The sequence below is a fragment of the Pleomorphovibrio marinus genome (assembly GCF_003347495.1).
GTDB classification, from domain to species: domain Bacteria; phylum Bacteroidota; class Bacteroidia; order Cytophagales; family Cyclobacteriaceae; genus Pleomorphovibrio; species Pleomorphovibrio marinus.
This window is the reverse complement of the sequence record NZ_QCXY01000012.1, coordinates 143,289-166,383: the sequence shown is the minus strand read 5'-3', so window position 1 is coordinate 166,383 and position 23,095 is coordinate 143,289. Positions and strand designations below refer to the sequence as shown.

Genomic DNA, 23,095 nt, shown 5'->3' with positions numbered 1-23,095 from the left:
TAAAACGTCAAAAAGGTGCCTCCTCTCCACTATCCATGCCTCCCGGGAAGGGATCATCGCTGTCGGGCCCGTTGGCTTTACTGCCCAACCTAATCATGTTGTCCTGGTCAAACCCTTGGCCACTGGCTTGGCTGGGAAACCTGCCTCCATACAAGGCATCTTGCGCCTTATAAGGAGTATTGATGTCCAAATCCGTAAATTTGGTATATTTTCCAATAAAACGAAGTTTAACGTTTTCAAGGGAGCCGTTCCGGTGTTTGGCAATGATCACCTCACCCACACCTGCTGTGCTGTGTCCTTCCTCATCTTCTGTGATTCCGTAGTACTCTGGGCGGTAAAGAAACATCACGATGTCTGCATCCTGCTCTATGGCCCCAGATTCCCTAAGGTCAGAAAGTTGTGGTCGCTTGTCCCCACCCCTGGTTTCTACAGCCCTGGAAAGCTGGGAAAGAGCAATGACGGGCACGCTAAGTTCTTTTGCAATTTTTTTCAATGCCCTGGAAATACTCGATATTTCCTGTTCCCGGTTTCCGTTATTTCCGGATTTGGCTTCTCCAGACATAAGCTGAAGGTAGTCTATTACAATAAGCTGCACATCATTTTGGGCCTTCAATCTCCGGCACTTGGCACGAAGCTCCAGGATGGATAGGGCAGGGGTATCGTCCACGAAAATGGGGGCTGTGCTTAGCTTACTGGTTTTGTGCATAAGCTGCTGCCATTCGTATTCCGCTAAGTTGCCCTTTTTTATTTTTTCGGAATCCAGCTCTGCCTCAGAAGAAATTAACCTGTTGACCAATTGGATAGAGGACATTTCCAAAGAAAAGATGGCTACGGGACGACTATGGTCAACAGCTGCATTTCGCAGCACAGAAAGCACAAAGGCTGTTTTACCCATTGCCGGCCTTGCAGCAATGATAACCAGGTCTGACTTCTGCCATCCTGAGGTCACCCTGTCCAGGGAGGTAAAGCCACTGGGAACCCCTGTGAGACCATCTTTTTGCCCTTTTTTACTTTCCAGTTCTACGATCGCCTCCCTCATTATGGAGCGCATATCAGCATAATTTTTCTTGATGTTGTTTTCGGAAATTTCAAAAAGGGATTGCTCCATTTTGTCCAGTAGCTCAAAAACATCGGTGGTTTCCTCGTATGCCTCCTTTTGGATTTCCGAGGCTATGCGGATCATGTCCCTTTTCATAGCCTGTTCGGTGACTATCCTAGCATGATACTCTATATTTGCCGCTGAAGATACCTTGGAAGTAAGTTCGGTAATGTGATAGGCACCCCCGGCCAGTTCCAGATTCCCGTTTTTCCGGAGTTGGTTGGTTACAGTAAGCAGGTCAATGGGTTCTCCTTGGTTAAAGAGGTCAAGGATAGACTCATAGATTAATTTATGGGAGTCCTTGTAGAAACTATCAGGGGAAAGGATGTCCACCACCGTAGTGAGGGCTTCTTTTTCCAGCATCAAAGCCCCAAGTACCGCTTCTTCCAGGTCAAGTGCCTGAGGGGGCATTTTCCCTAATTGAGAGGTTCCCTCGCCGCCTCGGGGTGATTTCCAGTTTCTTGTTTTGTTTCCCGTATTATTTTCTGCCATACCCACAAATGTACCTGCTTTGCCACAAAGGTTTTGAACAATTTATACACGGTATTATCCACAACCCATTCTTTCTCTACATAACAGCATAAGCTACTGAATATTTCCCTTGAAAGCCAATTATTTGCAACTTGTCCAAGAAACTTGGATTTGGCGGTAATTTGGGTATAAACCTGTATATTTGCACCATACAATGATGCAGGTGCATTAGAATAGACACCTATATGAATCTTAAAAAATGAAGCTTAACCTTAGATCGCCATTGGCATTTTTTGACATTGAAGCAACGGGAGTCAATATTTCCACAGATAGAATTGTGGAAATTTCCATCCTAAAAATCCACCCTAGTGGGAAGGAGGAACTAAAGACTTGGAAAATCAACCCGACCATTCCCATTCCAAAAGAATCTTCCTTGATCCATGGCATTTATGATGAGGATGTAAAGGATTCCCCTTTTTTCAAGGAGGTGGCCAAAGATATCTACCAATTCCTTATTGATGCCGATTTGGCCGGGTTTAATGTGGTAAAGTACGATATTCCCTTGCTTGTGGAAGAATTTTTGCGCGCAGGGATAGATTTTGATGTGGACAAAAGGAACCTTTTGGACGCCCAAAAAATATTTTTCCTGATGGAAAAGAGAAATCTTTCCGCTGCATACAAGTTTTATTGTGGAAAGGTCCTGGAAAATGCGCACAGTGCAGAGGCAGATACCCTAGCCACTTATGAGGTGTTCAAAGCCCAAATAGAGCGTTACGAAGGGGAAGAAGTGGAGGATCTACAGGGAAACAGGATAGGTACCCTGGAAAACGACATGAAAAAAATCCATAGTTTGATCAATGAAAGGATGGTTGATTTGGCCGGTAGGTTTATTTTCAATGACGAAGGCCAAGAGGTGTTTAATTTCGGTAAATTAAAAGGTAAAACCATAGAACAAGTACTTGTGGAGGAGCCCGGTTATTACGATTGGATGATGAAAGGGGACTTCCCGCTGGATACCAAGAGGAAATTCACCCAGGTAAAGCTGAGAAGTTTCAATAAAAAATAGCCTCTCACGCCTTTCTCAACTCCAAAACGGTGATTTCTGGCCATATCCCAACCCTCCCAGAGAAGGCATGAAACCCGAATCCCCTGTTTACATATAGGAATTTTCCTGCATCCTCCGCCAGCCCAGCCCAGTTGGGATATCGGAGTTGGGCTGGACTCCATCTAACCAATGGAGTTTCTATACCCAATTGCATTCCGTGAGTATGCCCACTCAGGGTGAGCTGTACCTTTTTGGAATGATGAACCACTTCTCTGTCCCAATGTGAGGGGTCATGAGAAAGCAGAATTTTAAATTCTTCTTTTGGAACATTCGAGAGTGCCTTTTCCAAATCCCCCCTGGAGTGAAAGCCAACCCCCCAATTTTCAACACCGATCAGTCGTATCTGCTGACCATCCTTTTCTATGGTTACCTGTTCATCCAAGAGTAGCCTGAAACCCATTTTCTGGTGCTGAGCCTTTAGTCTTTCAAAGTTTTCCTCTTTGGCTTCCTGACTGGGCCAGGAGATATAATCCCCATAATCATGGTTGCCGAGTATGGAATACTGTCCATAGGTTGACTTGATTTCAGCAAAACTCTCTAAAAACGGGTTTATTTCTTCGGCTTTGTGGTTAACAAGGTCGCCGGTGAAGACGAAAAGGTCCGAGGCCTGTTTCTTTGCCAGGTCTATTCCTTTTTGTACAGCTTCCATATCGGTGAAGCTACCCGCATGAATATCGGAGAGTTGGGTAATGGTGAACCCGTCGAATGCCTCTGGTAAGTCCTCAAAGTAGACCGTTTGTCGAATCACCCGAAAATGGTATTTACCTTTCCATACCCCATATACGAACCCCGCAAATGGAATGGAGGCCACCGCAAATGCTATCTGACTGACGAATTTTCTCCTTTCAGGCATATATCCCTGTGGATCTTCTGAGGAGTTTTTCAGGAAATTAACCGCGGATGCCAAAGTCCTGTAAACGTCTTCACCAAACAAAAATAAGATAATGGTGAGTTGAGTTACCGTCAAAGTTAGCATGACATTAAGCACTTGCTGGGAGCTAGTACTGATTTGCCCATCTCTCATGATACGGATGAAGGCAGCAAGGATCCAAAGCATAATGCCACCCATAAGTAGCCAATAGCCGACTTTGACCCAAAGCCTTAACCTATCGCTCTCCCAGTCCGCTACCATTGTTTTAATGCCTTGGAAGGTATATCCGTTTAGCAAGCCCAAAACACAACATACAACCAGTAGAAAAATCACAGGGCCTAAAGTATTCATTATAAGGATGAAAGGTAATTGGAATAATAAACGAAAACGTGGAAAAAAGTTTGATCAATCCTCCAGTTTTTTTATCTGAACCTTGGTTTCCATTTTTGAAGTTACTTGGTGTTCTCCTCCAGTGGTACCGTGTACAGGTAGGGTGTTTTCAGGATGAAAACTACAGGCAAGTGGGATATAATGTTCATCCACAAGCAGGCCAAGGTTGGGATCTAGGCCCACCCATCCCGCTCCCGGAAGATAGACTTCTGTCCAGGCATGTAGTTCGTGACCACCTTTCAGTTCTGGGTTAAATGCGTATCCACTTACAAACCGACTTGCCATTCCTAGGCTTCGGGTGATATGCATCATCATCCAGGCCAAGTCCCTGCAGGATCCCTGCTTTTGGTCATAGGTAAAGGTGGGGTTCCAAAGGTTTTCCTCCTCCCGAATGATGTGTTCCCAGTTTTCATGAATTGCGGCGTTTAGGGAGGTGAGAATGGAAAGAGGATCCCTTTGGGATAAAAATTGCTTTCCGAAATCCATAAGATCGCCTGAAGCCTGATGCTGGAGATAGGGATGAAGAATGGGCATGTCCTTTTCTTCGTAACTGAAATGCGGTTCTTCAAGAAGGTTGAGCGTCCTTACAAAGGCGTTGGAAATGATAAAGCCAAAGGGGTTAAATGGCAAGCTAAGAATCCTTAAATTTATTTTAATGGATAATTCCTGATGTTGGCCGGAAAACCATGCCAGAAAGTAAGGGTTGCCTTCAATACTGTACCTCTCATTAAATCCATCAGGTTGAGGGTCGAAAAAAATTTCATAATTTTTTAAAATGAGGTTATGCCTTTGTAAAGGCCTAAGGAAAACCTGGTGAGGGTTAAACTGGACTTTTTCCTGGTACCTGTACAGGGTGAGGTGATCGATGTCTAAAAGCATTTCATTGGTTGGATCTTAGTGGTTCAATTAAGGGTTCATGGTAGAATGCCTTGTTTAACACATCCGCCGGGAGTTTGTTTATTGCCTCTTTCAGGCAATCGTTCCAGTATTCCGAAATGTGCTGAAGTTCCCCTTGATGAAACCTGTTTTCAATGATGTTGTAGGTGTCATTTTCCAGGACTACAGTATCTATGGGGTAGTCCACATCATTGGAGCTGATCCTTGTAGCGTCAAAGGCAAGAAATGCACTTTTTAGGGCAAATTCTAGGGGCTCGTCGAAAGTGAGGGAACGGCGGATCACGGGGTTTCCAAACCCGGTGTTTCCTATAATGACAAAAGGGGTCCCTTGCCTCACCTCTATCCAATTGCCTTGAGGATACAGAAGGTAGAGTTTTGGTTCCTTGTCTTCCTCTAGCTGCCCCCCGATGATGGAAAATAGGTTGAAAGTCAATCCCGATTCCTCCAAGGACGCCTTGTCCTCCCTGGCTACTTGCTTGACCTGGTCGGCAAACCCATTTACCGCCTTGTATAGTTTATCATAATTGGCATCCTCTTTCTCAATCAGCTCTCCGAAATAAGTGATAGCCTTGTCCCGAACGGAACGCAGCCCGGAGGTCATTATAAAGAATGAATGATTTTTCCTGTTTACGGTATAAACCTTTTTTGAGGTGGTGGTATCACTACCAGAGGTTATACGGGTGTCTGCTAACCCAATTATACCGTATCTGGTCTTAATTCCTATACAAAATGTCATCCCTGCCTATTCGATTGACTTACAAAGTTATCCTTTATTTGAAAATAATTGTCATCTATTTTGTTTGATATTGTATTAATTTTCCCAAGTAGGCTCTCTAGGTATTCATGCAGCCCGGTCCCTATCACGTCAGAAACATCGTCAAACTCCAGCTTCGAGCGTAGCTCACCCATGGCCTTCTCAGCACTATTGGAAAATCCTGTCCCATTAGATCCAGAAATCTTAAACAGACAGTTTTCCGCTTCCTTCATGCAATAAAACACGGATCGGGGAAAGTATTTGTTGAGCACAAGGAACTCCACCACACCTGAGGGGTCAATGTTTCCATATAGTCTTTTGTAGGTGTTGAAAGCAGTCACGGACTTAAGTAGGGCCATCCAGTGCAAAAAGTCCAGTGGAGAACCAATCTCTTCTACAGAAGGCAATAGAATGTGGTATTTCACGTCCAAAATCCTGGAGGTTTTATCCGCTCTTTCAAGGAAGAGTCCCAGTTGCCTGAAGTACCAACCTTCTGTTCTGGCCACGGTATTTTCCGCTAGCCCGTAAAGAAGGAGGATTTGGTTTTTCACACTCTCAAAAAAAGCCCTCGGGTCTTCTTTTTTCCATTCCTTTCTTTCGGCCCCCTTTTTGACGAAGTGGTAGGTTTCGTTTAGCTTTTCCCAGGTTTCCTTGGTGAGGTTTTCCCTTATGATTCGGGCATTTTCCCTGGCTGCGGTCACGGAAGAAATTATAGAGTTGGGGTTGTCGGTATCGAAGGCAAGAAAGTAGATGACTTCCTTTTTGTCAAAACGATCGAACTTGCTTCTAAAGATGGTGTCGTCACCTGTTGCCAAGATGAGAGGTTCCCACTGTTCTTGTAGGTCTCCGGGAAGATCCAGCATTAAGTTGAAATTCACATCGATAAACCGGGCGTAATTCTCGGTTCTTTCCAGGTATCTTCCCAGCCAATATATGGAATTTGCTACTCTACTTAACATGTATTAATTGATTTAGTCATTAAACAATACCCATGTGTCTTTGCTTCCCCCACCTTGGGAGCTATTTACCACTAAGGATCCTTTTTTCAACGCTACTCTGGTAAGTGCGCCTGGTACTACTTCTATATCGCTTCCATACAATATATATGGTCTCAGATCAACATGCCTTCCTTCCACACCTTGGTTGTCAATTAGGGTAGGAACGGTAGAAAGTGAAAGGGTAGGCTGTGCGATATAATTGTTGGGATTGCTTTGGATAAGCTTTCGGAATTTTTCGTGCTCCTCCTTCGTGGATTTTGGGCCTATCAGCATGCCATAACCCCCGGCTGCATTGGTTTCTTTTACCACTAGATCCTCAATATGCTCTAGAACGTATTTGCGGTCTTTTTCTTCCCGGCAGAGATAGGTAGGTACATTCTGCAAAATGGGATCCTGATCCAAATAGTATTTTATAATCCTAGGTACGTAAGCATATACGGCCTTGTCGTCAGCCACTCCCGTTCCGGGAGCATTGGCAATGGCAATGTTGCCCGCCTTATATGCCTCAAACAAGCCAGGTACCCCTAAAAGTGAGTCTGGGTTAAAAGAAAGGGGGTCAAGGAAAACATCGTCTATCCTTCTATATAAAACGTCGATTTGCTCCAAGCCCTTGGTAGTCTGCATGTATACGAATTTATCCTTGACAAGGAGATCCATCCCAGAGACAAGTTCTACACCCATTTGCTGGGCCAGATAGGAATGTTCAAAATAGGCGGAGTTATGTATGCCAGGAGTCAAAACACCTATCACTGGCTTACTCTTGTCAGAGAGATGTTGAAGCATATTGAAAAGGCGTGCAGGGTAATTAGAAACTGGCCTGACACCTAACCGATTGAAAAGATCGGGAAATGCCCTCTTAATTATTTCTCTACTCTCCAGCATGTAGCTTACACCGGAAGGGCACCTAAGGTTGTCCTCCAGGATAAAGTAAGCACCTGAGCTATCCCTTACCAGATCGGTTCCGGTGATGTGACACCATATGCCTTTGGGTGGGGTAAGTCCCTTACAGGGGCTTAGGTAATCCTTACTTCCCAAAATTAAATCCTCAGGGATGATTTTGTCTTTCAGGATTTTCCCTTCATTATAAATGTCTTGAAGAAAATGATTCAGTGCATCGATTCGTTGGATTAGTCCTTTTTCCAATAATTTCCATTCCGAACCAGGAATGATTCTAGGGATGATGTCAAGGTGAAGGATTTTCTCAATGCCCTGTTTGTCATGATAAACGTTAAATGTCATTCCCATAGCCATTTGAGCTTTGTCCGCTGCAAATTGCAGCCGACTCAGCTTCTTCTTAGGGCTATTTTTCAGCAAGTCGTCGAATTTTTGACAATGAGGTCTGACATTACCCTGTTCATCGTACATCTCGTCAAAGAAACCGTCTTGGATAGTGGGTTCAAATTTCATGCGTTAACGATTAAAGTTTTATTTCGAATACGCCTCAGCCAACTTCCACTATATTTTTAATTGATGTGTGTGTAGGTACTCCTCTGTAAACCAATGAATAAAACAAAGCTAATGGTAGTTATCAAAGGTTTATGGACTATAGGATGTTTAAACCAGATAATAAATTAATCAAAAAAAACAATACTTGCAAAAAAATCTTTGCGACCATAAAAAAACACCATCAAAACTAATTGAGCCTAAAATTTTTGGAATATACCCTTTTATTTAAAGTTGATTTGTTTAATATGGTAGCTTATTGACGTTAATCCTCTTTTCAGAAAACTTCAGGCAGATGGGTTAAGACCTGCCAAATCCAATAGAAAAGCATATTCCATTGCCAGTTCCTTCAAAGCCTTGAACCGACCACTTGCTCCCCCATGACCAGCATCCATGTTGGTGTAAAGCAACAGCAAATGGTCGTCCGTTTTCATTTCCCTAAGTTTGGCAACCCATTTTGTGGGTTCCCAGTATTGAACTTGGCTGTCGTGAAGCCCTGAGGTCACCAAAAGATGGGGGTATTCCTGGGCCTTCACATTATCATAGGGCGAATAGGAAAGCATGTAATCATAATAAGTCTTATCCTTCGGGTTTCCCCATTCGTCAAACTCTCCGGTCGTCAAAGGAATGGTTTCGTCCAGCATTGTTGTCACCACATCTACGAATGGCACAGCCGCTACCACCCCCTTGAATAAATCTGGCCTCCAATTTATCACTGTTCCCATAAGTAAGCCCCCTGCGCTTCCCCCCATACCAAACAGCTTATCCTTGGCCGCATACCGTTCCTTAATTAAGTGCTCTGCGCAGGCAATATAATCGGAAAAGGTGTTTTTTTTCTGCAGCATTTTGCCCTGCTCATACCAGTACCTTCCCATTTCCTGACCCCCTCGAATATGTGCAATGGCAAAGACCATCCCTCGGTCCAGTAAGCTAAGCCTGTGGGAGCTAAATGTGGGATCCATGCTCAATCCATACGAACCATAGCCATAGAGTAAGAGGGGAGCGGTCCCGTTTTTTTCGAACAAAGACTTTTTATACACCAGAGAAACGGGAATTTCTGTGCCGTCCTCAGCCCTTGCCCACAACCGTTCTGAGCAATATGCCGATGGATCATGGCCTCCTACTACCTCCTGTTGCTTCATCAAAACCCGTTCATGGCTGACCATATCATAATCAAAGACCGAACTGGGGGTGGTAAGGGAGTTGTACCCAAACCTTAATACTTGTGTGTAATATTCTGGGTTATTCCCTATCCAAACCGTGTATGCAGGGTCATCCATGCGAATAGTGTGTTTTTCCCTTCCTTCTGAATTTCTGACCTCAAGCCTGCTTTGTCCGTTAAACCTCTCTTGTAAAACCAGGTGATTCTTGAAGACTTCGAAACCCTCCAACAAAACATTTTCGTTGTGCGGAATAAAATCCACCCAGTTTTCAATACCAGGTTGGCCAATCGGCGCTTTTACCAATTTGAAGTTCTTGCTTGAATGAGCATTGGTAAGTATTAAAAAATCACCCTCCCCATGATCCACATCATACTCCAAATCCCTTTTTCGGGACTGGATCAGCGTGGGGGCTTTCTCCGGGGTGGAGGAAGGAATAAAACGGTACTCACTGGAAACTGTGCTTTGAGAAACCAGGAAAATATATTCCTTGGATTTGGATTTACTTACATGGCAGGTGAAGGTTTCGTCGGTTTCTTCATAGATCAATTGGTCATCTGCCTGGGAGGTGCCCAAAACATGTCTATATATCTGATATGCACGTAGGGTATTTGGGTCTTGTTTGCTGTAGAATATACTTTTGCCTTCACTGTCCCATACGAAATTGCCAGTAACTTCCCCGATTTCATCTCGCAGGATTTCGCCATCATTTAGCTTTTTGAAAGTCAACTGATAAATTCTCCTACCTACATTGTCAAAGGCAAAACAGAGCATGTTCTGATCCTCTGTGGTACCTAAGCCCCCAATTTGGAAAAACTCATGTCCCTTGGCCAATTCGTTAACGTTCAAAATCACCTCCTCCTCAGCCTCCAAAGTGCCCTTTTTTCTGCAATAAAGAGGGTATTCGCCTCCTTTTACATATTTATGAAAATAAAAATACCCTCCCTTGAAATAGGGGACACCTTCATCATCCTCTTTTATCCTGCTTTTCATTTCTTCATACAGGGAATGCTGTAGCCTGTCCGTGTACGCCAATTTGCTCTTATGGAAGGCGTTCTCCTCATTAAGATAAGCAATCACCTCAGGGTTGTCACGCTCCTTTAGCCAGTAATAGGGATCCTTTCTGGATTCCTCATGCGCAAAAATTTCACTGATTTTTTTTGTTGCAATGGGGGGTTGGTCCATTCTTTAATTTTTCAATAAGTGGTGTAGCCTACCTATTTAAAAAGAAATTAAATAGAACAATTTGCTAATTTCAATTAAATAAGGTAGTTTTTTAGAATTTTATGTTGCTGTTCGGAATCTTCACGCTTTAATCTTACAAATGTATGAGTTTACTTAAAGAATTCAAGGATTTTGCTGTCAGGGGTAATGTGGTAGATCTTGCAGTTGCAGTAATCATAGGTGCTGCATTTGGAAAAATCACAGCCTCACTTGTAGCGGATATTTTGATGCCTCCTATAGGGCTATTGATTGGAGGGGTGGATTTTTCGGATTTGGTGGTAGTTTTAAAGGAAGCATACATTTCACCCGCAGGTGACCAAATTAATGCCGTTACGATCAATTATGGCAAATTTATTCAGGTTTTAATTGACTTTATAATTATTGCCTTTTCCATTTTCTTGGTCGTTAAATTGATTAATAACCTAAAAAGAAAAGAGGAGATGGCAACAACCCCTCCTCCACCCACCGTAAACAAACAAGAAATCCTGTTGGAAGAAATTAGAGATTTGTTAAAGGGAAATTCCAAACCTGATCATTAATAGGCTTTGCACCTCTTATCTATTGAATTGATACCTAAGTTGCATGGTGGTCTCGCTGAGGAAACTTCCTTCAATTTGTTGTAGTCCGGTACCTATTTGTCTCCGGTCTGTAAAGGAAGTCCTTGCCCATCTCCCCCAAAAGGTGAGTTGTTGATTTATTCTCCACTGCCCCAGCAAATAATACCTTAGTCCTTGCCCATAGTAATTGGGTAAGGAAAATGCCCATAATACATTCTTTTCGTAGATGTATTGGCGATTTTCAAAGTCTTCTGTGTCAAAAAGGGCCATACGGCCGCTCAGTCTTATTTTACCCAAGTCTGCATTGAGGTCTTGAGCGAGCGCAAACCCCTTGGAGTACTGCGTTCCCAGAAGAAAGTCACTGGCTTGAACGCGCGATTTAATCTGCCAGGTGTTGTTTAGCTTATGCTCAAGACTAAACACCAAATTTCTTCTTCTTCCTGTACCCACCAAGTGGGAGACCCCATTCTGAGCCAGGTTAGGGAGGTTTCTTCCTTTGCTCTCATTTCTGGCCTGCAAAAACAGGAAGGTGTTCTTGGACGGGGAATAAGCTATACGGCTTAGCCATTCTGTGCCATGGGAAGGTTGGTAAACCCGGAACCGTAACCAAGGAAACCTAAATTGGTCATGGTAGATGGACCATGTAAATTTCCTGTTGGGCTTATATCGAAGCCCGAGGTATAAACCCGTTTCGTTGATGGGTCGGGTTCCTTCAGAAAAGGCATTTCCATACAAGGTGTGAAAATTCCTGTCAAATTGTCTCCAGAGCATAGAAAAGTCGACTTTGGGATGTAGACTACTCATTAAACCCAACACAGTACCATGCCCCCCACTTTTTGATCGGGCCGATTCACCAAAAAAGAAATAGTTGTGGAGGTTGTAAGAAAAATAGGTGCTGTAGATATGATTAGTACTTCCAGTGAATTCGAAGGCATTGTAAACCCTTGGGTTAGGCTGAAAAGGTTGGCTGAACTGCGTATGCAAAGCATTAGATCCCCATTGAAAATTTTTGTTTGGGCTGTTGAAATGTATATTCCCGCCCAAGTTTTGTTCCCTCGCCTGGGCTTTGGCCTCGATTTCTGAGGGGGTACGATGTAAACCACTTCTAAGCAGGGATGAAATATATGCCTCGGGTCTCTCCATGGTGTCATTTTCAACCTGGATACGTGCGTCTCTGGGTGCGTTGCTATACATGGCAGTAAATTCCCAGCCCCCTTTTCTATAGGTAGCAGCGCCTCCCCTGAAAAACCCGAATTCCAAAACGGATGTGTAGGGCCTTATCCCCACTGAACTCCTTCTTACTGTGGTAATGGTTTCCGCTCCTTTCCCTACGCTAAAACCAGCTCCAAAAACCAGTCCCTGTCCGAACTGGAGTTGATAATCTCCTAGGGATATGGTTTTCCAAGGTCCTTTGTCATAAAGTGTGGCATGATAAGAAATAAAATTAAAGCCATAACGCTGAGTTGCAGGATCCCAAGTGAATGTCTCACCTGGGTCTTTGTCCATGGTGAACCCCACGCTGAAATCGCGAACGTGTTGTATACGAAATCTCGCATAGAGGTCATTGGGGTCACCTTGGTACCTGGTACTTAAACTCCCCGAAGCAAGTGTGTCCGCCGGAAGAAACCCCCTTCTAGTTTCCCACACCCTTCGGTGTCTTAGTATCAAATAGGCGTCCCTTTCCGAGATAATCCGCTGAAATAGGGGTTGCTGACGTAAATGGGTGTTTTCGGCAAGCGTGACAAATGGCAATACCCTTTGAATGGTTTCCAAATCCCAATGAGGGATTGCTTGTAGCTCATAAAGGGAAAGAAGGGGGCCAAATGCCGCCCTGTAGGTCAAAAATGAGGTAATTTGAAGGGGTGTTAAAACAAAGAGAGACTGCAGCTCTTCGTTTCCTGCCCTATTCAGGGATATGGGGTTAAGTTGCATTTGAAGAAGGCCTTCGTATAAGTCCTCGTAATTGATTTCTTCTTCCTGGATGGCAAACAGTTCTTCTATATATGCTTCCATATCGATTTCTTTAAACCGATGCTGCTGGGCCCACAATGGCGAAAAAAGTGCCACAAGCGAAAAGAAAGAAAGCAAAGCGACTTTCAAGGGTTATTCCAAAGGTAGTTGAAAGAAAAATGATGGGTAAAGCCCAGCTGTATGTGCTGGCTCAAGGCATAGTCCACATGGAAGTTTTTTGGCCTGAAACCAATACCGAAAAAGATGTTTTTTGGTTGGGTATTGATACCGGTGCGTGCCCAAAGCTTTTCTTGGATGCCGTATTCCATCCCTGCCTTAAACTGGGGGGCCAACATTACCTCCTTTTCTGCTTCCAGGTTGATCAGGAGATAGGAAGCCGGTCTGTAGGAAAGCCCTGTTTTTACCACCATGGGCAGGTGTTCAAGGGTAAGCTTGCTTAATTTAGCTCGGGAGAGGTTATAAATATGGGCTCCGAAAACCAATTGAGGGCCAAGTTCGGCCACCCCTCCCAGTTCAAGAATTGGTGCTGCACTCCGCCCGAACCCTTCTATGTTGGTTTGGAAGTAGTTGACTTTCAGGCCTAGGCTGGCTAGACCCAACTGTCTTGCATACCCCACCCCAAGATTCTGCTGGTTAAAGAGTTCCCCTCCATAATTTGAAATCCCAATACCTATATTGCCCTCTTGACTGGAAAAAGCTAAACCTGCCGAAAGTGTGGTAAGCTCCTGTAGCCCTAACCTATGGTCGAATCCGGCAAAGGCTTGATTATTTTCTACCAATCCTAGTCCGCCAATATTGTTAAAAACACTCCAAGCGTCACCCAGGGTTACACTGGCATTTCCCATCCCAAGGCTTCTAGCACCTTTGGGGAGGACTTCGGTACCATTCTGCGCAAACGCAATAGGTATTATCCAAATAGTGATCCCTATCAAAAATAGCTTAACCATAAAAATACGGCTAGTGAAAAATTAAGAATACCTACGAAGTATAATACAAAAAAATGTATTTTAAAAACAAAAAAATGATTTTTTACAAAGGAGCCCTCACATTGATGAAGAAGTTACCAATACCTTGGTTGTTCAAGCTATATTCAAACCGGAAAACCGTATCGTACAAGGCTACCAAATCCAATCCTAATCCATAGCCAAAAAGGTATTTATTGGTAAGCATGAGGTTTTCCGGGATGCGATTTCGGTCATTGACATAGCCATGGTCGAAATTGCCACTGAGATATGCCCGGATAGGGAAAACCGAGAACTCCTCGATGGGCATGATGGCAGAAATATCAAAGGCTACATTTAGCAATTCGTACCTGAGGCTGTTTTTGTGTACCAATACCTGTTGGCCTTCTATCACATTTACCTCGTAGCCCCTGATGAAGTCAGGTTTATATCCAACGCCCCTTACCAAGGTGTAGGGTTGAAGGGGGCTGAAAAAGAGGTTGGCCGACAATCCGGACACGAAATGAAATTTCTTGCCTAAGGGTGTGTATTTGCTGGCGATAACTTCAAATTCCGTTTCGTGAATGTCATCACTGCCAAAAATCCCATATTGGGTTAGACTGAGGTTGAGCAGGGCTCCATCGGTAGCGTAGGCCACATTGTCCCGTCGGTCATGTCTATAGCTGTAGGATGCATAGAAATAGGATAGGTTTGTGTCCCCGTGTGGAAAGAAAACCGGGTTTTGACTGAAAACATCCTCATGGATTTGGGTGTTGTGGTAGCCAATATTGGCATAATGAAAATTATAAAAACTTCCGCGAAAGGTATAAGCCAGGTAAGTGTTTATTGTCCTGCGAAGCACATCCTCGTTTTCGTTGGTGTAAAACACCTGTCTATTTTGTGCCGATCTGACGGCGATGGTTTTATTGGTGAAGTAAGTAAACCTTGCTGAAAGACCATGCAATTGCTTTCGGTCTATATAAGGCTTGCTGTAGTGGAGGTCAAAGGCCTGAGTGAATCCCAGTTGGCCCAAAATACGGAATTTTTCATTTCTGCCACCCACATTGTTATGATCCAGTTTCAAGCCATAGTTTACCCTAGAGAAATCCCTGTCCTGGTTGATCCACCATTCTGAGAAGTTTCTGTCCGCCAGGTTGAAGATTACGCTTGGAAGGATATACCATCTCTCCCTTAAAGATACAAGTACCTCCACCTGGTCGTCTCCAGTAAATAGCGGGGTGACATCTACCGTAGTGAAAAGCTGTAAGTTGTATATTTTTTTTTGGTCTCCGATGATGAGCTCCACAAATTCCTGCCAATCGTAGGTAATGCCTTCCTTAATGTCCATTTCCCGAAGAATGATCCTTTTGCGGGTTTTTTCATTGCCAACCACAAAGATACTGTTCACCGTAACTTGTTCGGGTGCTTTGATATCCTCAAATTCCACATCTTCTTCAGGAGTATCCTGTGCATGTACCTTTTCAGCCGAGAAACTGATCCAGCAAAAGCAAAATGTCACTATTAGAAGAAATGGGCTAAACTTCAATTTCAAATCCTTACTTTTGTGGTACCTTCAAAGACTAAACTGCAAACCTCATCATTTTAGCTTACAAAACGCATAAGTTGAAGCAAATTGTAAAGAAAATAGCTATTTTCCCCATTTTGGTATATCAGTACCTGATATCCCCCTTGTTCCCACCAAGTTGCAGGTTTACCCCCACTTGTAGTCAGTACATGAAACAGGCCATACAAAAACACGGGGTAAGAAAGGGGCTTTGGCTAGGCATAAAACGGATAATCAGATGCCATCCCTGGGGAGGGCATGGCCATGACCCCGTTCCATAAAGAAGTTCAACTTCCCCAAAGACCTGCCTGAATTACTCTTCAATTACTCTTCCCCTATGTTTTTTGGGGCGGGGGAGCCATTTTTCATGGCATATAAAATCAAAAGAAACCCACCAATCACCAAAGGGATGCTCAGTGCTTGGCCCATGTTAAAGGTCAGGTTTTCTTCAAATTCCACCTGATTTTCCTTAAGAAACTCCCAGACAAAGCGCATACCAAAAACGGTAACCAAGAAAATCCCCAGATAAAGACCCTCCGGTATCCTGTGCTTGTACTTAATCCAACCCAAAAAGAGCAACAAGAAGATAAGAAAATAGGAAAGGGACTCGTAAATTTGGGTGGGATACCTGGCCACTCCAAAGGTCTTGATCACTGCCAAATAGTGGTCCCCCCTATCCTGAAGGTCATAGTTGAGGGGCGTATTTTCATCCTCTGCCAGGTACTTTTGTGAACTCCTAAAACGGGTAAGGGCGTATTTCACATCCCTTTCTATGGCCTCCCTCAAGTCGGCCTCTTCAAAGGCCCCTTTTTCAATTTTGATATCGAAATTAACGGGGACAATCCCGTTTCCTTGCAGTTCATCCGAACGTTCACTTGGTTTGTTGGCGCGGATGTCCATTATCGGTAGGCGGAGGGTCTCCAGTATTTCCTCGGATTCCCTGGCAAAAACGAAACCGGAATCCGAATCCGTTGGTTTACCCCCTATCTCAGAATTCATCAGGTTGCCGAATCGGATCATGGCACCAGTCATGGCCACTACAATCACTATCCGGTCTACTAACCACAAGTAGCTTTGATTAGGAGTTTTGCGCACATAGAGCCACAAGGCTATCAGGATGGCGATGGCAGCACCATGGCTGGCAAGACCCCCTTCCCACACTTTTAAAATATCGAGGGGGTTGCTGAGGTAGCGATCGGGCTCGTAAAAAAACACATGCCCCAGCCTGGCACCAAGGATGGTAGCTAATACCATGTAGATAGTGAGCTTGTCAACTAGCCTTTCGTCATGACCTTCTTTTTTAAAAATATAGATCATTATCTGCTGGGAAATGATAAAGCCCAGGGCAAATAGGAGGCTGTACCATCGTAAACGTTCAAAACCTGAAAAAACAGCCGGATTTGGGCTCCAGACCACGTAAGAAAGTAAGCTTTGTATCATGCTTTTCGTTTTTTTGCTAAAATAGCACTATTATTCTTCTAATTTTTCCATTTCGCGTAATTCAACTTCGTACCCGCCGGAAAGTATTGGGAACCTGTACCATGTTTTGGGATCCACATTGAATTCATCCAAGTGGAAGGAAGGGGAGAGGCGTTCCCGTTTCCATTGGTTTCGGGACCAAAGCCTGAAAAACTTATGGATATAAACCTTTAGTTGGGCTGCGGGGATGTTCAATTCTTCTTTAAGCAGCAGGTAAATGTCCGCAGGGGACCTTCTGTCCAAAATAGCAAGTCTCTCTATAGCCACTATCACCGGATAGGGCATAAGATCCTCTTCATCTGTCTGGTGTTGCTCCAGTGGGCGGAGTTCAGCTGTTGGCTGTAAGCTATTCACACCTTCCAGTCCCTGGTATCCCAACTCTTTTTGGGCCCACCTTAGCCACTGCAAAATAAAATGCTTGTCCACTGCTGCTATGGGGCTGATACTTCCACTGGTGTCACCATCCATAGTAGCATAACCTACGTCCCCTTCGCTGCGGTTGGAGGTGCTCAGCAGGAGGGCATTATTGATGTTGGCCAACATCCAGATGATGGGGGACCGGGCTCTGGCTTGAATGTTCTGCAAGGCGATATCGTCTTTTTCCCAGGTGAGTTTCCTCCCTAGGGCATTCTCAATTTTTCGAGTGTAGCCTTTAACCTCATCATCGATGGTCCAGTGATAGAATTTGGCACCTAGGCTTTCTGCAAGCATCCTCGCGCTGTCAAAGGTCTCCTGGGAGGAGTTTTCCGTACCTTGGTAAGCGGTAGCAAAAATGGCTTCGGTGATTTCTTTTAGAGAGGCAGTGGGGGAGAGGGTATTTTCAATCCGAAGTTTTTTCAAGAAGCTGGGTACCCCCAATTCCGAAACGCCCCTCCGGATCATTTCGGCCACAAGAATTGCTATAGAAGAAGAGTCTGCCCCACCACTTAAGGACAACACAAATCCTCTACTTTTACTTTTTCGGAGGTAATCGAAAAGGGCCAATGAGGAGGCCTTCACAAACTCCTCGTTTTTGATGTGCTTACTTGAAAGCGGCTCCCCTAAGGGCTGGTTACCCTCCATCTTAAAGGTGAGCAACTGAAAATCTGAGTAGGACAACAGCGTGTTTTTCAGCAACAGTTTACCACGAAAGGCAAGCATGACTTCTCCATCAAAAATCATGCGTCCACTCTCATTTCCCAAGAGGTTAACATAAAAATAAGAAGCAGCAAGGATTTTCGAACTGCTCTTTACCAGTTCCTCTCTTCTACGGCTTTTACCCATGGCAAAATGGCTCGCACTTGGGTTGAAGATGAGGTCCACCTTACGGTCTCTAAGCCTGTATCCGGGGCGTTCTGCCCCTCTCCATGCGTCTTCACAGATTTCAAAACCAAAGCGCAGCCCATTTGATTCGAAAACTTGGTCGCCGAAAGGGATGTTTTGGCCAAAGAAGTCAAATTGGATCAGCTCTCCAGCTTTCCAAGGGGTAAACCAACGGCATTCATAATGCACGCCGTCTATGGCCAAAAACTGCTTTGGGACAAACCCCTTTACCTGACCGTCCTCTACCAGAGCCATACAGTTGTACACCTTCCCCTGTATCCTAATAGGCAGACCCACAGCCACAGTGATTCCTTTTGCAAAGGGAAGGAGATTTTTGAGCATTTGAAGTGCCTTTTGAGGGTACCAAACGCTTAAAAAAAGATCTTCGCTTCCGTAACCCGTAATACTCAGTTCGGGCAGACAGAGGATATCCACCCCTTTCTGCCTAGCAGCCTCTATGGATGAGCGCAAGTGTGCAAGATTGTTTTCCCAATCCAATGGGGTCTGGTTTACGGTGGCTCCACCAATAATGATTTCGGACATGGTTGGTCGTTTAGCGTCTGAACGGGTGGGAAAAGTCAGATGGCCAATTTCAATTTTTCACAAGCAAATTTTGCGGCATCCTGTTCTGCCTTTTTCTTGGTGCTGCCTTTTCCTTCGGCAAAAGCTTCCCCATCCACATTCAGTTCAACAATAAATTCCTTAAAACGTTGCGTGCCGCTTACAGATTTTAGCACAAAATCTATTTCCCTATTGTCCTTTTGAGACCATTCAATGATTTTACTTTTAAAATTGGTAGTGGTATTGATAATGTCGTCAAGGTCAAAGAAAGGGGTGATGATCCTTTTGTAGACAAACCTGCGGCTGAAGCGGTAGCCCCGGTCCAGGTAAATGGCACCGATAAGGGCTTCTAGGGTATCCCCGTAGATGGACTTAAAAGAAAAGGGCCCTTTCTGGTTCATTTGGGATTCTACCAGGTTGGGAAGTCCCATTTTAATACCCACCTGGTTGAGGGCCTCACGATTAACAATGCGCGAACGAGTCTCTGTGAGAAAACCCTCGTCTCTATAGGGGAATTTCATGAAGAGGTACTCGGCCACAATGGTGCCCAAAACCGCATCACCTAGGTATTCCAGCCTTTCGTTGGAAATCCTTAATCCTGACAGGGTTTCCTGTGAGGCGGAGGCATGCCTGAGGGCAAGTTTATATAAGGATAAATTTAAAGGCTTGCTACCCACCATCAATTTGATGGAGGTGGCAAGCCTTCTGTCATGCTTATTGTAGGTGAGCTCTTGGAACCTTAGTAAACGAAATACTTTCAAATTTACTCCATTAGTTTTTTAAATATGATGGAGCAGTTATGCCCTCCAAATCCAAAGGTATTACTCAATGCCGCTTGTATTTTTCGGGGTTGGGCTTTGTTGAAAGTTAGGTTAAGTTCATTGTCTAGTTCTTCATCATCCGTAAAGTGGTTGATGGTGGGGGGCACCAGCTCATGCTGCATGGCCAAGATACAAGCAATAGCCTCCACAGCTCCCGCAGCTCCCAGCAGGTGGCCTGTCATGGATTTCGTGCTGCTGATGTTGAGCTTATAGGCATGTTCGCCAAAAATCTGCTGTATCGCTTTAACCTCACTAATGTCCCCTAAGGGTGTAGAAGTACCGTGAACGTTGATATAGTCGATATCACTAGGGTTAAGACCCGCATCTTCAAGTGCGAATTTCATCACGTTTGCAGCACCCCTGCCATCGGGGTGGGGTGCGGTCATGTGATAGGCGTCGCCTGTCATACCTCCTCCCACTAGCTCCGCATAGATTTTTGCCCCACGGGCCTTTGCGTGTTCATATTCTTCCAGGATGATGGCACCGGCCCCTTCACCCAATACAAACCCATCCCTGTCTTTGTCGAAGGGACGTGAGGCTGTAGCCGGGGAATCATTCCTTTGGGAAAGAGCCTTGAGGGCGTTGAATCCACCTACGCCGGCCTCCGTCACGGCTGCTTCCGAACCACCTGTGATAAAGATGTTGGCCTTTCCGAGGCGGATATAGTTAAACGCGTCGATAAGGGCGTTGGTGGCTGAGGCACAGGCCGACACAGTAGCGAAATTAGGCCCTTGAAAACCATACTTGATGGAAATAGACCCCGCCGCTATGTCTGCGATCATTTTTGGGATGAAAAAAGGGCTGAACCTGGGCGTACCGTCTCCAGTAGCAAAGGAGGTTACTTCATCCTGAAAAGTCCTCAGTCCCCCTATACCTGAACCCCAAATAACTCCAGCCCTTACCAGGTCAATGTTTTCCAGGTCAATTGCCGCGTCTTTCATGGCCTCTTCGGTGGCAATCATGGCATATTGAGCGTAGGGATCCAGTTTTCTGGCTTCCTTACGGTCAAGATGCGCTTCCACGTCAAGATCTTTTACTTCACAGGCAAATTGGGTCTTGAATTGGGATGCATCAAAACGAGTAATAGGCGCAGCACCGCTCATCCCTGTCGAAAGCCCCTCCCAATAGGAGGAAACGGTCTTGCCGATAGGGGTGAGGGCGCCGATACCCGTTACAACTACTCTTCTTAAATTCATAAAATGATTTTAAGTATGGATTATTTTACGTTAGCCTCCAAATAGCTAACAGCCTGACCAACTGTGCCAATTTGCTCAGCCTGGTCATCAGGAATGGAGATGTTAAATTCTTTTTCGAACTCCATGATAAGCTCGACAGTATCCAAAGAGTCTGCCCCAAGGTCGTTTGTGAAGCTAGCCTCAGGAGTTACTTCAGATTCTTCCACGCCTAACTTATCTACGATAATGGCTTTTACTTTTTGTGCAATTTCAGACATTTTGTGATCAGTTTAGTTAAAACACTCCGCAAAGAAAATTATTTAAAACCTTAATGTCAAAAAAAAAGGAGAACTAAATTTAAGAACTTACTTTGGCACATAGAAGTTGGAATAAAATTTTTAACTTTGTTTTTTTAAATTCTTCCTAAATGAAGAAAAATAAACTCCTAGTTGAGTCACCCTTTAATTTTGATCTTTTAGGCCTTATAGCCCCTTTAAAGGACTATAAAATGGCTTGGCTGATCAACAAGTGCCTTGGTTTGGAGCTTAAAAAAGCGAAGGATTTTCAAATGGAATTCATCAATAAACCCACTTTGATTATTTCTCAATTTATATTGGAAAAAGAACACGGGTTCGTACAATTATTGCGCAACAGGTCTTATCCGATGGGAAGTCAGGCAGGATACCTGGTGCCCGAGCTAAAGGCCATGGATTACTTCCTGCTCTTTCAGGACTATACCTGCGAAATAAATATTAATACGTATATTGACACCCTTTCTTCACTAGGGAGCATTCAAAACGTAGTGAAACTGGACATAAATAAAATAAAATCAAGGGACAACCTTTTAACATACTAAACCTATAAAAGTAAACATGAGAGTACCCATCTTCAACAAAACAAAGATTTTGGCCACAGTAGGACCAGCCAGCAACAATGAAGAAACCCTCACTGAACTGGTAATGGCAGGTGCAGACATCTTCAGGCTCAACTTTTCTCATGGGACACATGAAATACACGCCGAGGTCGTCAAATTGATAAGGAAAATCAATAAAGACCACAAACAAAATATTGGCATACTTCAAGATCTACAAGGCCCAAAAATCCGCGTGGGTGAAGTAGAAAACAATGGAGTTTTGATCAAACCGGGGGAACAGATTACTATCACCAGTGAGCCTGTCATGGGCAATGCCTCTTTGGTCAGCACGGTGTACCAGAACCTGCCCAATGATGTGGTATCCGGAGATAGAATACTTATTGACGATGGGAACCTAGAGCTTGTGGTACTCAAGACAGACGGCAAGAATGTAATATGTACGGTTGTTCACGGGGGCATACTTAAGTCTAGAAAGGGTATAAACCTACCTAACACTAAAATCAGCGCACCTTCGCTCACGGAAAAGGACCTGGAGGACTTGGAGTTTGGATTGGCAAACGATGTGGATTGGATAGCCCTTTCTTTTGTGAGATCGGCAGAGGACATCCTCGATTTGAGGGAGCGCATCGAAAGGGCAGGAAAACCCTGTAAAATAGTGGCCAAAATCGAAAAACCCGAGGCCCTAGAAAACATCGATGAGATCATCAAGGAAACGGACGCCATTATGGTGGCCAGGGGAGACCTGGGGGTAGAAGTACCCATGGAAGTGGTGCCCCTTTGGCAAAAGAAGATGGTGGAAAAGTGCAAATTGGCATGTAAGCCTGTAATCATTGCCACCCAAATGATGGAAAGTATGATCGTTAACCCCAGGCCTACCCGTGCCGAAACCAATGACGTTGCCACAGCAGTGTTGGACGGGGCAGACGCAGTGATGCTTTCCGCTGAGACTGCATCGGGCAAATTCCCCATTGCGGCAGTGAAGGCCATGAGCAGTGTGATCGATCATATAGAAAAAAATGCGGAAATCTACCATAACCTGTACAAGATCCCAGAGGATGCGGAAAGCTTTCTCAGCAACAATTTGCTGTTGATGGCCAGCAGGCTTTCCAGAAATGTGAAAGCGAGGGCAATCGTGGGAATTACCACCTCAGGGTTTACGGCATATAGAGTTTCATCCCATAGGCCATTGGCCAATATTTTTGTGTTTACCAGGAACAAGACGCTCATTACACAATTGAGTTTGGTCTGGGGGGTAAGGGCTTATTATTATGATAAGCAGACCTCGACTGACGGCACCTTCCAAGACATACAGGATATCCTGAAAAGAGAAAATCACGTAGGAGAAGGCGATATTATCATCAATACAGCAAGCATGCCCCTTAAGTCCAAAGGAAGAACGAACATGCTAAAAATACACCTTGTAACCTAAAATAGGATA

General features: G+C 44.4%; 20 protein-coding genes. 5 read left to right on the top strand and 15 right to left on the bottom strand.

Annotated elements, in window-relative coordinates; all coding sequences use genetic code 11:
• Window positions 1-7: 7 nt before the first annotated feature.
• The gene (gene dnaB, locus DB520_RS23345; RefSeq protein ID WP_114752193.1) at window positions 8-1,591 is read right to left on the bottom strand and encodes a replicative DNA helicase; all 1,584 of its coding nucleotides are present in this window, start codon (window positions 1,589-1,591) and stop codon (window positions 8-10) included.
• 238 nt (window positions 1,592-1,829) lie between these two features.
• Here dnaB and DB520_RS23340 point away from each other — a divergent pair, with 238 nt between their 5' ends.
• Complete coding sequence (locus DB520_RS23340) at window positions 1,830-2,636, top strand: 3'-5' exonuclease (RefSeq protein ID WP_114752192.1); 807 nt, start codon at window positions 1,830-1,832, stop codon at window positions 2,634-2,636.
• A 4-nt stretch (window positions 2,637-2,640) separates the two neighbouring features.
• On the opposite strand, the gene DB520_RS23335 is transcribed toward DB520_RS23340, so the two are convergent.
• The 6 genes from DB520_RS23335 to DB520_RS23310 all read right to left on the bottom strand — a co-directional run bounded on the left by DB520_RS23335 (window position 2,641) and on the right by DB520_RS23310 (window position 10,373).
• A complete protein-coding gene (locus DB520_RS23335) occupies window positions 2,641-3,897 on the bottom strand; it encodes a metallophosphoesterase (protein WP_114752191.1) in 1,257 nt (418 codons plus the stop codon).
• Window positions 3,898-3,951: 54 nt separating this feature from the next.
• Window positions 3,952-4,815 carry a transglutaminase family protein gene (locus tag DB520_RS23330; protein WP_114752190.1) on the bottom strand — a complete coding sequence of 288 codons (864 nt, stop codon included), beginning with the start codon at window positions 4,813-4,815 and terminating at the stop codon, window positions 3,952-3,954.
• 1 nt (window position 4,816) lies between these two features.
• A complete protein-coding gene (locus DB520_RS23325; protein WP_114752189.1) occupies window positions 4,817-5,569 on the bottom strand; it encodes a peptidase in 753 nt (250 codons plus the stop codon).
• Window positions 5,566-6,546: an alpha-E domain-containing protein gene (locus tag DB520_RS23320; RefSeq protein WP_114752188.1), complete on the bottom strand. Its 981-nt coding sequence runs from the start codon at window positions 6,544-6,546 to the stop codon at window positions 5,566-5,568. The genes DB520_RS23325 and DB520_RS23320 overlap by 4 nt, the downstream gene beginning before the upstream one ends.
• 12 nt (window positions 6,547-6,558) lie before the next feature.
• Window positions 6,559-7,992 carry a circularly permuted type 2 ATP-grasp protein gene (locus DB520_RS23315; protein ID WP_114752187.1) on the bottom strand — a complete coding sequence of 478 codons (1,434 nt, stop codon included), beginning with the start codon at window positions 7,990-7,992 and terminating at the stop codon, window positions 6,559-6,561.
• Between the two features lie 323 nt (window positions 7,993-8,315).
• A complete protein-coding gene (locus tag DB520_RS23310) occupies window positions 8,316-10,373 on the bottom strand; it encodes a S9 family peptidase (protein WP_114752186.1) in 2,058 nt (685 codons plus the stop codon).
• Window positions 10,374-10,516: 143 nt separating this feature from the next.
• On the opposite strand from DB520_RS23310, the gene mscL reads away from it, so the two are divergent.
• On the top strand, window positions 10,517-10,951 hold the full coding sequence (gene mscL / locus DB520_RS23305) for a large-conductance mechanosensitive channel protein MscL (protein WP_114752185.1): 435 nt from the start codon (window positions 10,517-10,519) through the stop codon (window positions 10,949-10,951).
• A gap of 15 nt (window positions 10,952-10,966) precedes the next feature.
• Here the strand turns inward: mscL and DB520_RS23300 are convergent, their stop codons facing one another.
• From DB520_RS23300 to DB520_RS23290, 3 genes are all read right to left on the bottom strand, one after another.
• Complete coding sequence (locus DB520_RS23300; RefSeq protein WP_232835124.1) at window positions 10,967-12,982, bottom strand: helix-hairpin-helix domain-containing protein; 2,016 nt, start codon at window positions 12,980-12,982, stop codon at window positions 10,967-10,969.
• A gap of 83 nt (window positions 12,983-13,065) precedes the next feature.
• A complete protein-coding gene (locus tag DB520_RS23295; protein WP_114752183.1) occupies window positions 13,066-13,887 on the bottom strand; it encodes a PorV/PorQ family protein in 822 nt (273 codons plus the stop codon).
• Between the two features lie 82 nt (window positions 13,888-13,969).
• Complete coding sequence (locus DB520_RS23290) at window positions 13,970-15,433, bottom strand: BamA/TamA family outer membrane protein (protein WP_394340954.1); 1,464 nt, start codon at window positions 15,431-15,433, stop codon at window positions 13,970-13,972.
• 71 nt (window positions 15,434-15,504) lie between these two features.
• Between DB520_RS23290 and yidD the strand changes: the two genes are divergently transcribed.
• A complete protein-coding gene (yidD, locus tag DB520_RS23285; protein WP_114752182.1) occupies window positions 15,505-15,726 on the top strand; it encodes a membrane protein insertion efficiency factor YidD in 222 nt (73 codons plus the stop codon).
• Window positions 15,727-15,769: 43 nt separating this feature from the next.
• Here the strand turns inward: yidD and DB520_RS23280 are convergent, their stop codons facing one another.
• From DB520_RS23280 to DB520_RS23260, 5 genes are read right to left on the bottom strand one after another with little or no spacing between them, the layout of a single operon-like run.
• A complete protein-coding gene (locus DB520_RS23280) occupies window positions 15,770-16,885 on the bottom strand; it encodes a prolipoprotein diacylglyceryl transferase (RefSeq protein WP_114752181.1) in 1,116 nt (371 codons plus the stop codon).
• 30 nt (window positions 16,886-16,915) lie between these two features.
• Window positions 16,916-18,769, bottom strand: a complete 1,854-nt coding sequence (gene nadE / locus DB520_RS23275) for an NAD(+) synthase (protein ID WP_114752180.1) — start codon at window positions 18,767-18,769, stop codon at window positions 16,916-16,918.
• Between the two features lie 35 nt (window positions 18,770-18,804).
• On the bottom strand, window positions 18,805-19,548 hold the full coding sequence (gene rnc, locus DB520_RS23270) for a ribonuclease III (RefSeq protein ID WP_114752179.1): 744 nt from the start codon (window positions 19,546-19,548) through the stop codon (window positions 18,805-18,807).
• A gap of 2 nt (window positions 19,549-19,550) precedes the next feature.
• The gene (gene fabF / locus DB520_RS23265; RefSeq protein ID WP_114752178.1) at window positions 19,551-20,804 is read right to left on the bottom strand and encodes a beta-ketoacyl-ACP synthase II; all 1,254 of its coding nucleotides are present in this window, start codon (window positions 20,802-20,804) and stop codon (window positions 19,551-19,553) included.
• Between the two features lie 20 nt (window positions 20,805-20,824).
• Window positions 20,825-21,061, bottom strand: coding sequence for an acyl carrier protein (locus DB520_RS23260; RefSeq protein WP_010855324.1), 237 nt, complete (start codon window positions 21,059-21,061; stop codon window positions 20,825-20,827).
• Window positions 21,062-21,210: 149 nt separating this feature from the next.
• Here DB520_RS23260 and DB520_RS23255 point away from each other — a divergent pair, with 149 nt between their 5' ends.
• Both DB520_RS23255 and pyk read left to right on the top strand, forming a co-directional pair.
• Window positions 21,211-21,639, top strand: a complete 429-nt coding sequence (locus DB520_RS23255; protein WP_114752177.1) for an IPExxxVDY family protein — start codon at window positions 21,211-21,213, stop codon at window positions 21,637-21,639.
• A gap of 16 nt (window positions 21,640-21,655) precedes the next feature.
• Window positions 21,656-23,086: a pyruvate kinase gene (pyk, locus tag DB520_RS23250; RefSeq protein WP_114752176.1), complete on the top strand. Its 1,431-nt coding sequence runs from the start codon at window positions 21,656-21,658 to the stop codon at window positions 23,084-23,086.
• The last annotated feature ends 9 nt before the right edge of the window (window positions 23,087-23,095 follow it).

What these genes read in the sequence shown, in the direction of transcription:
- DB520_RS23255 (WP_114752177.1), top strand. Translation starts at nt 21,211, where the DNA reads ATGAAGAAAAATAAACTCCTAGTTGAGTCACCCTTTAATTTTGATCTT.
- DB520_RS23295 (WP_114752183.1), bottom strand. Translation starts at nt 13,887, where the DNA reads ATGGTTAAGCTATTTTTGATAGGGATCACTATTTGGATAATACCTATT.
- DB520_RS23320 (WP_114752188.1), bottom strand. Translation starts at nt 6,546, where the DNA reads ATGTTAAGTAGAGTAGCAAATTCCATATATTGGCTGGGAAGATACCTG.
- DB520_RS23310 (WP_114752186.1), bottom strand. Translation starts at nt 10,373, where the DNA reads ATGGACCAACCCCCCATTGCAACAAAAAAAATCAGTGAAATTTTTGCG.
- pyk (WP_114752176.1), top strand. Translation starts at nt 21,656, where the DNA reads ATGAGAGTACCCATCTTCAACAAAACAAAGATTTTGGCCACAGTAGGA.
- DB520_RS23340 (WP_114752192.1), top strand. Translation starts at nt 1,830, where the DNA reads ATGAAGCTTAACCTTAGATCGCCATTGGCATTTTTTGACATTGAAGCA.
- DB520_RS23260 (WP_010855324.1), bottom strand. Translation starts at nt 21,061, where the DNA reads ATGTCTGAAATTGCACAAAAAGTAAAAGCCATTATCGTAGATAAGTTA.
- DB520_RS23325 (WP_114752189.1), bottom strand. Translation starts at nt 5,569, where the DNA reads ATGACATTTTGTATAGGAATTAAGACCAGATACGGTATAATTGGGTTA.
- DB520_RS23335 (WP_114752191.1), bottom strand. Translation starts at nt 3,897, where the DNA reads ATGAATACTTTAGGCCCTGTGATTTTTCTACTGGTTGTATGTTGTGTT.
- fabF (WP_114752178.1), bottom strand. Translation starts at nt 20,804, where the DNA reads ATGAATTTAAGAAGAGTAGTTGTAACGGGTATCGGCGCCCTCACCCCT.
- dnaB (WP_114752193.1), bottom strand. Translation starts at nt 1,591, where the DNA reads ATGGCAGAAAATAATACGGGAAACAAAACAAGAAACTGGAAATCACCC.
- nadE (WP_114752180.1), bottom strand. Translation starts at nt 18,769, where the DNA reads ATGTCCGAAATCATTATTGGTGGAGCCACCGTAAACCAGACCCCATTG.
- DB520_RS23330 (WP_114752190.1), bottom strand. Translation starts at nt 4,815, where the DNA reads ATGCTTTTAGACATCGATCACCTCACCCTGTACAGGTACCAGGAAAAA.
- DB520_RS23280 (WP_114752181.1), bottom strand. Translation starts at nt 16,885, where the DNA reads ATGATACAAAGCTTACTTTCTTACGTGGTCTGGAGCCCAAATCCGGCT.
- DB520_RS23315 (WP_114752187.1), bottom strand. Translation starts at nt 7,992, where the DNA reads ATGAAATTTGAACCCACTATCCAAGACGGTTTCTTTGACGAGATGTAC.
- mscL (WP_114752185.1), top strand. Translation starts at nt 10,517, where the DNA reads ATGAGTTTACTTAAAGAATTCAAGGATTTTGCTGTCAGGGGTAATGTG.
- DB520_RS23300 (WP_232835124.1), bottom strand. Translation starts at nt 12,982, where the DNA reads ATGGAAGCATATATAGAAGAACTGTTTGCCATCCAGGAAGAAGAAATC.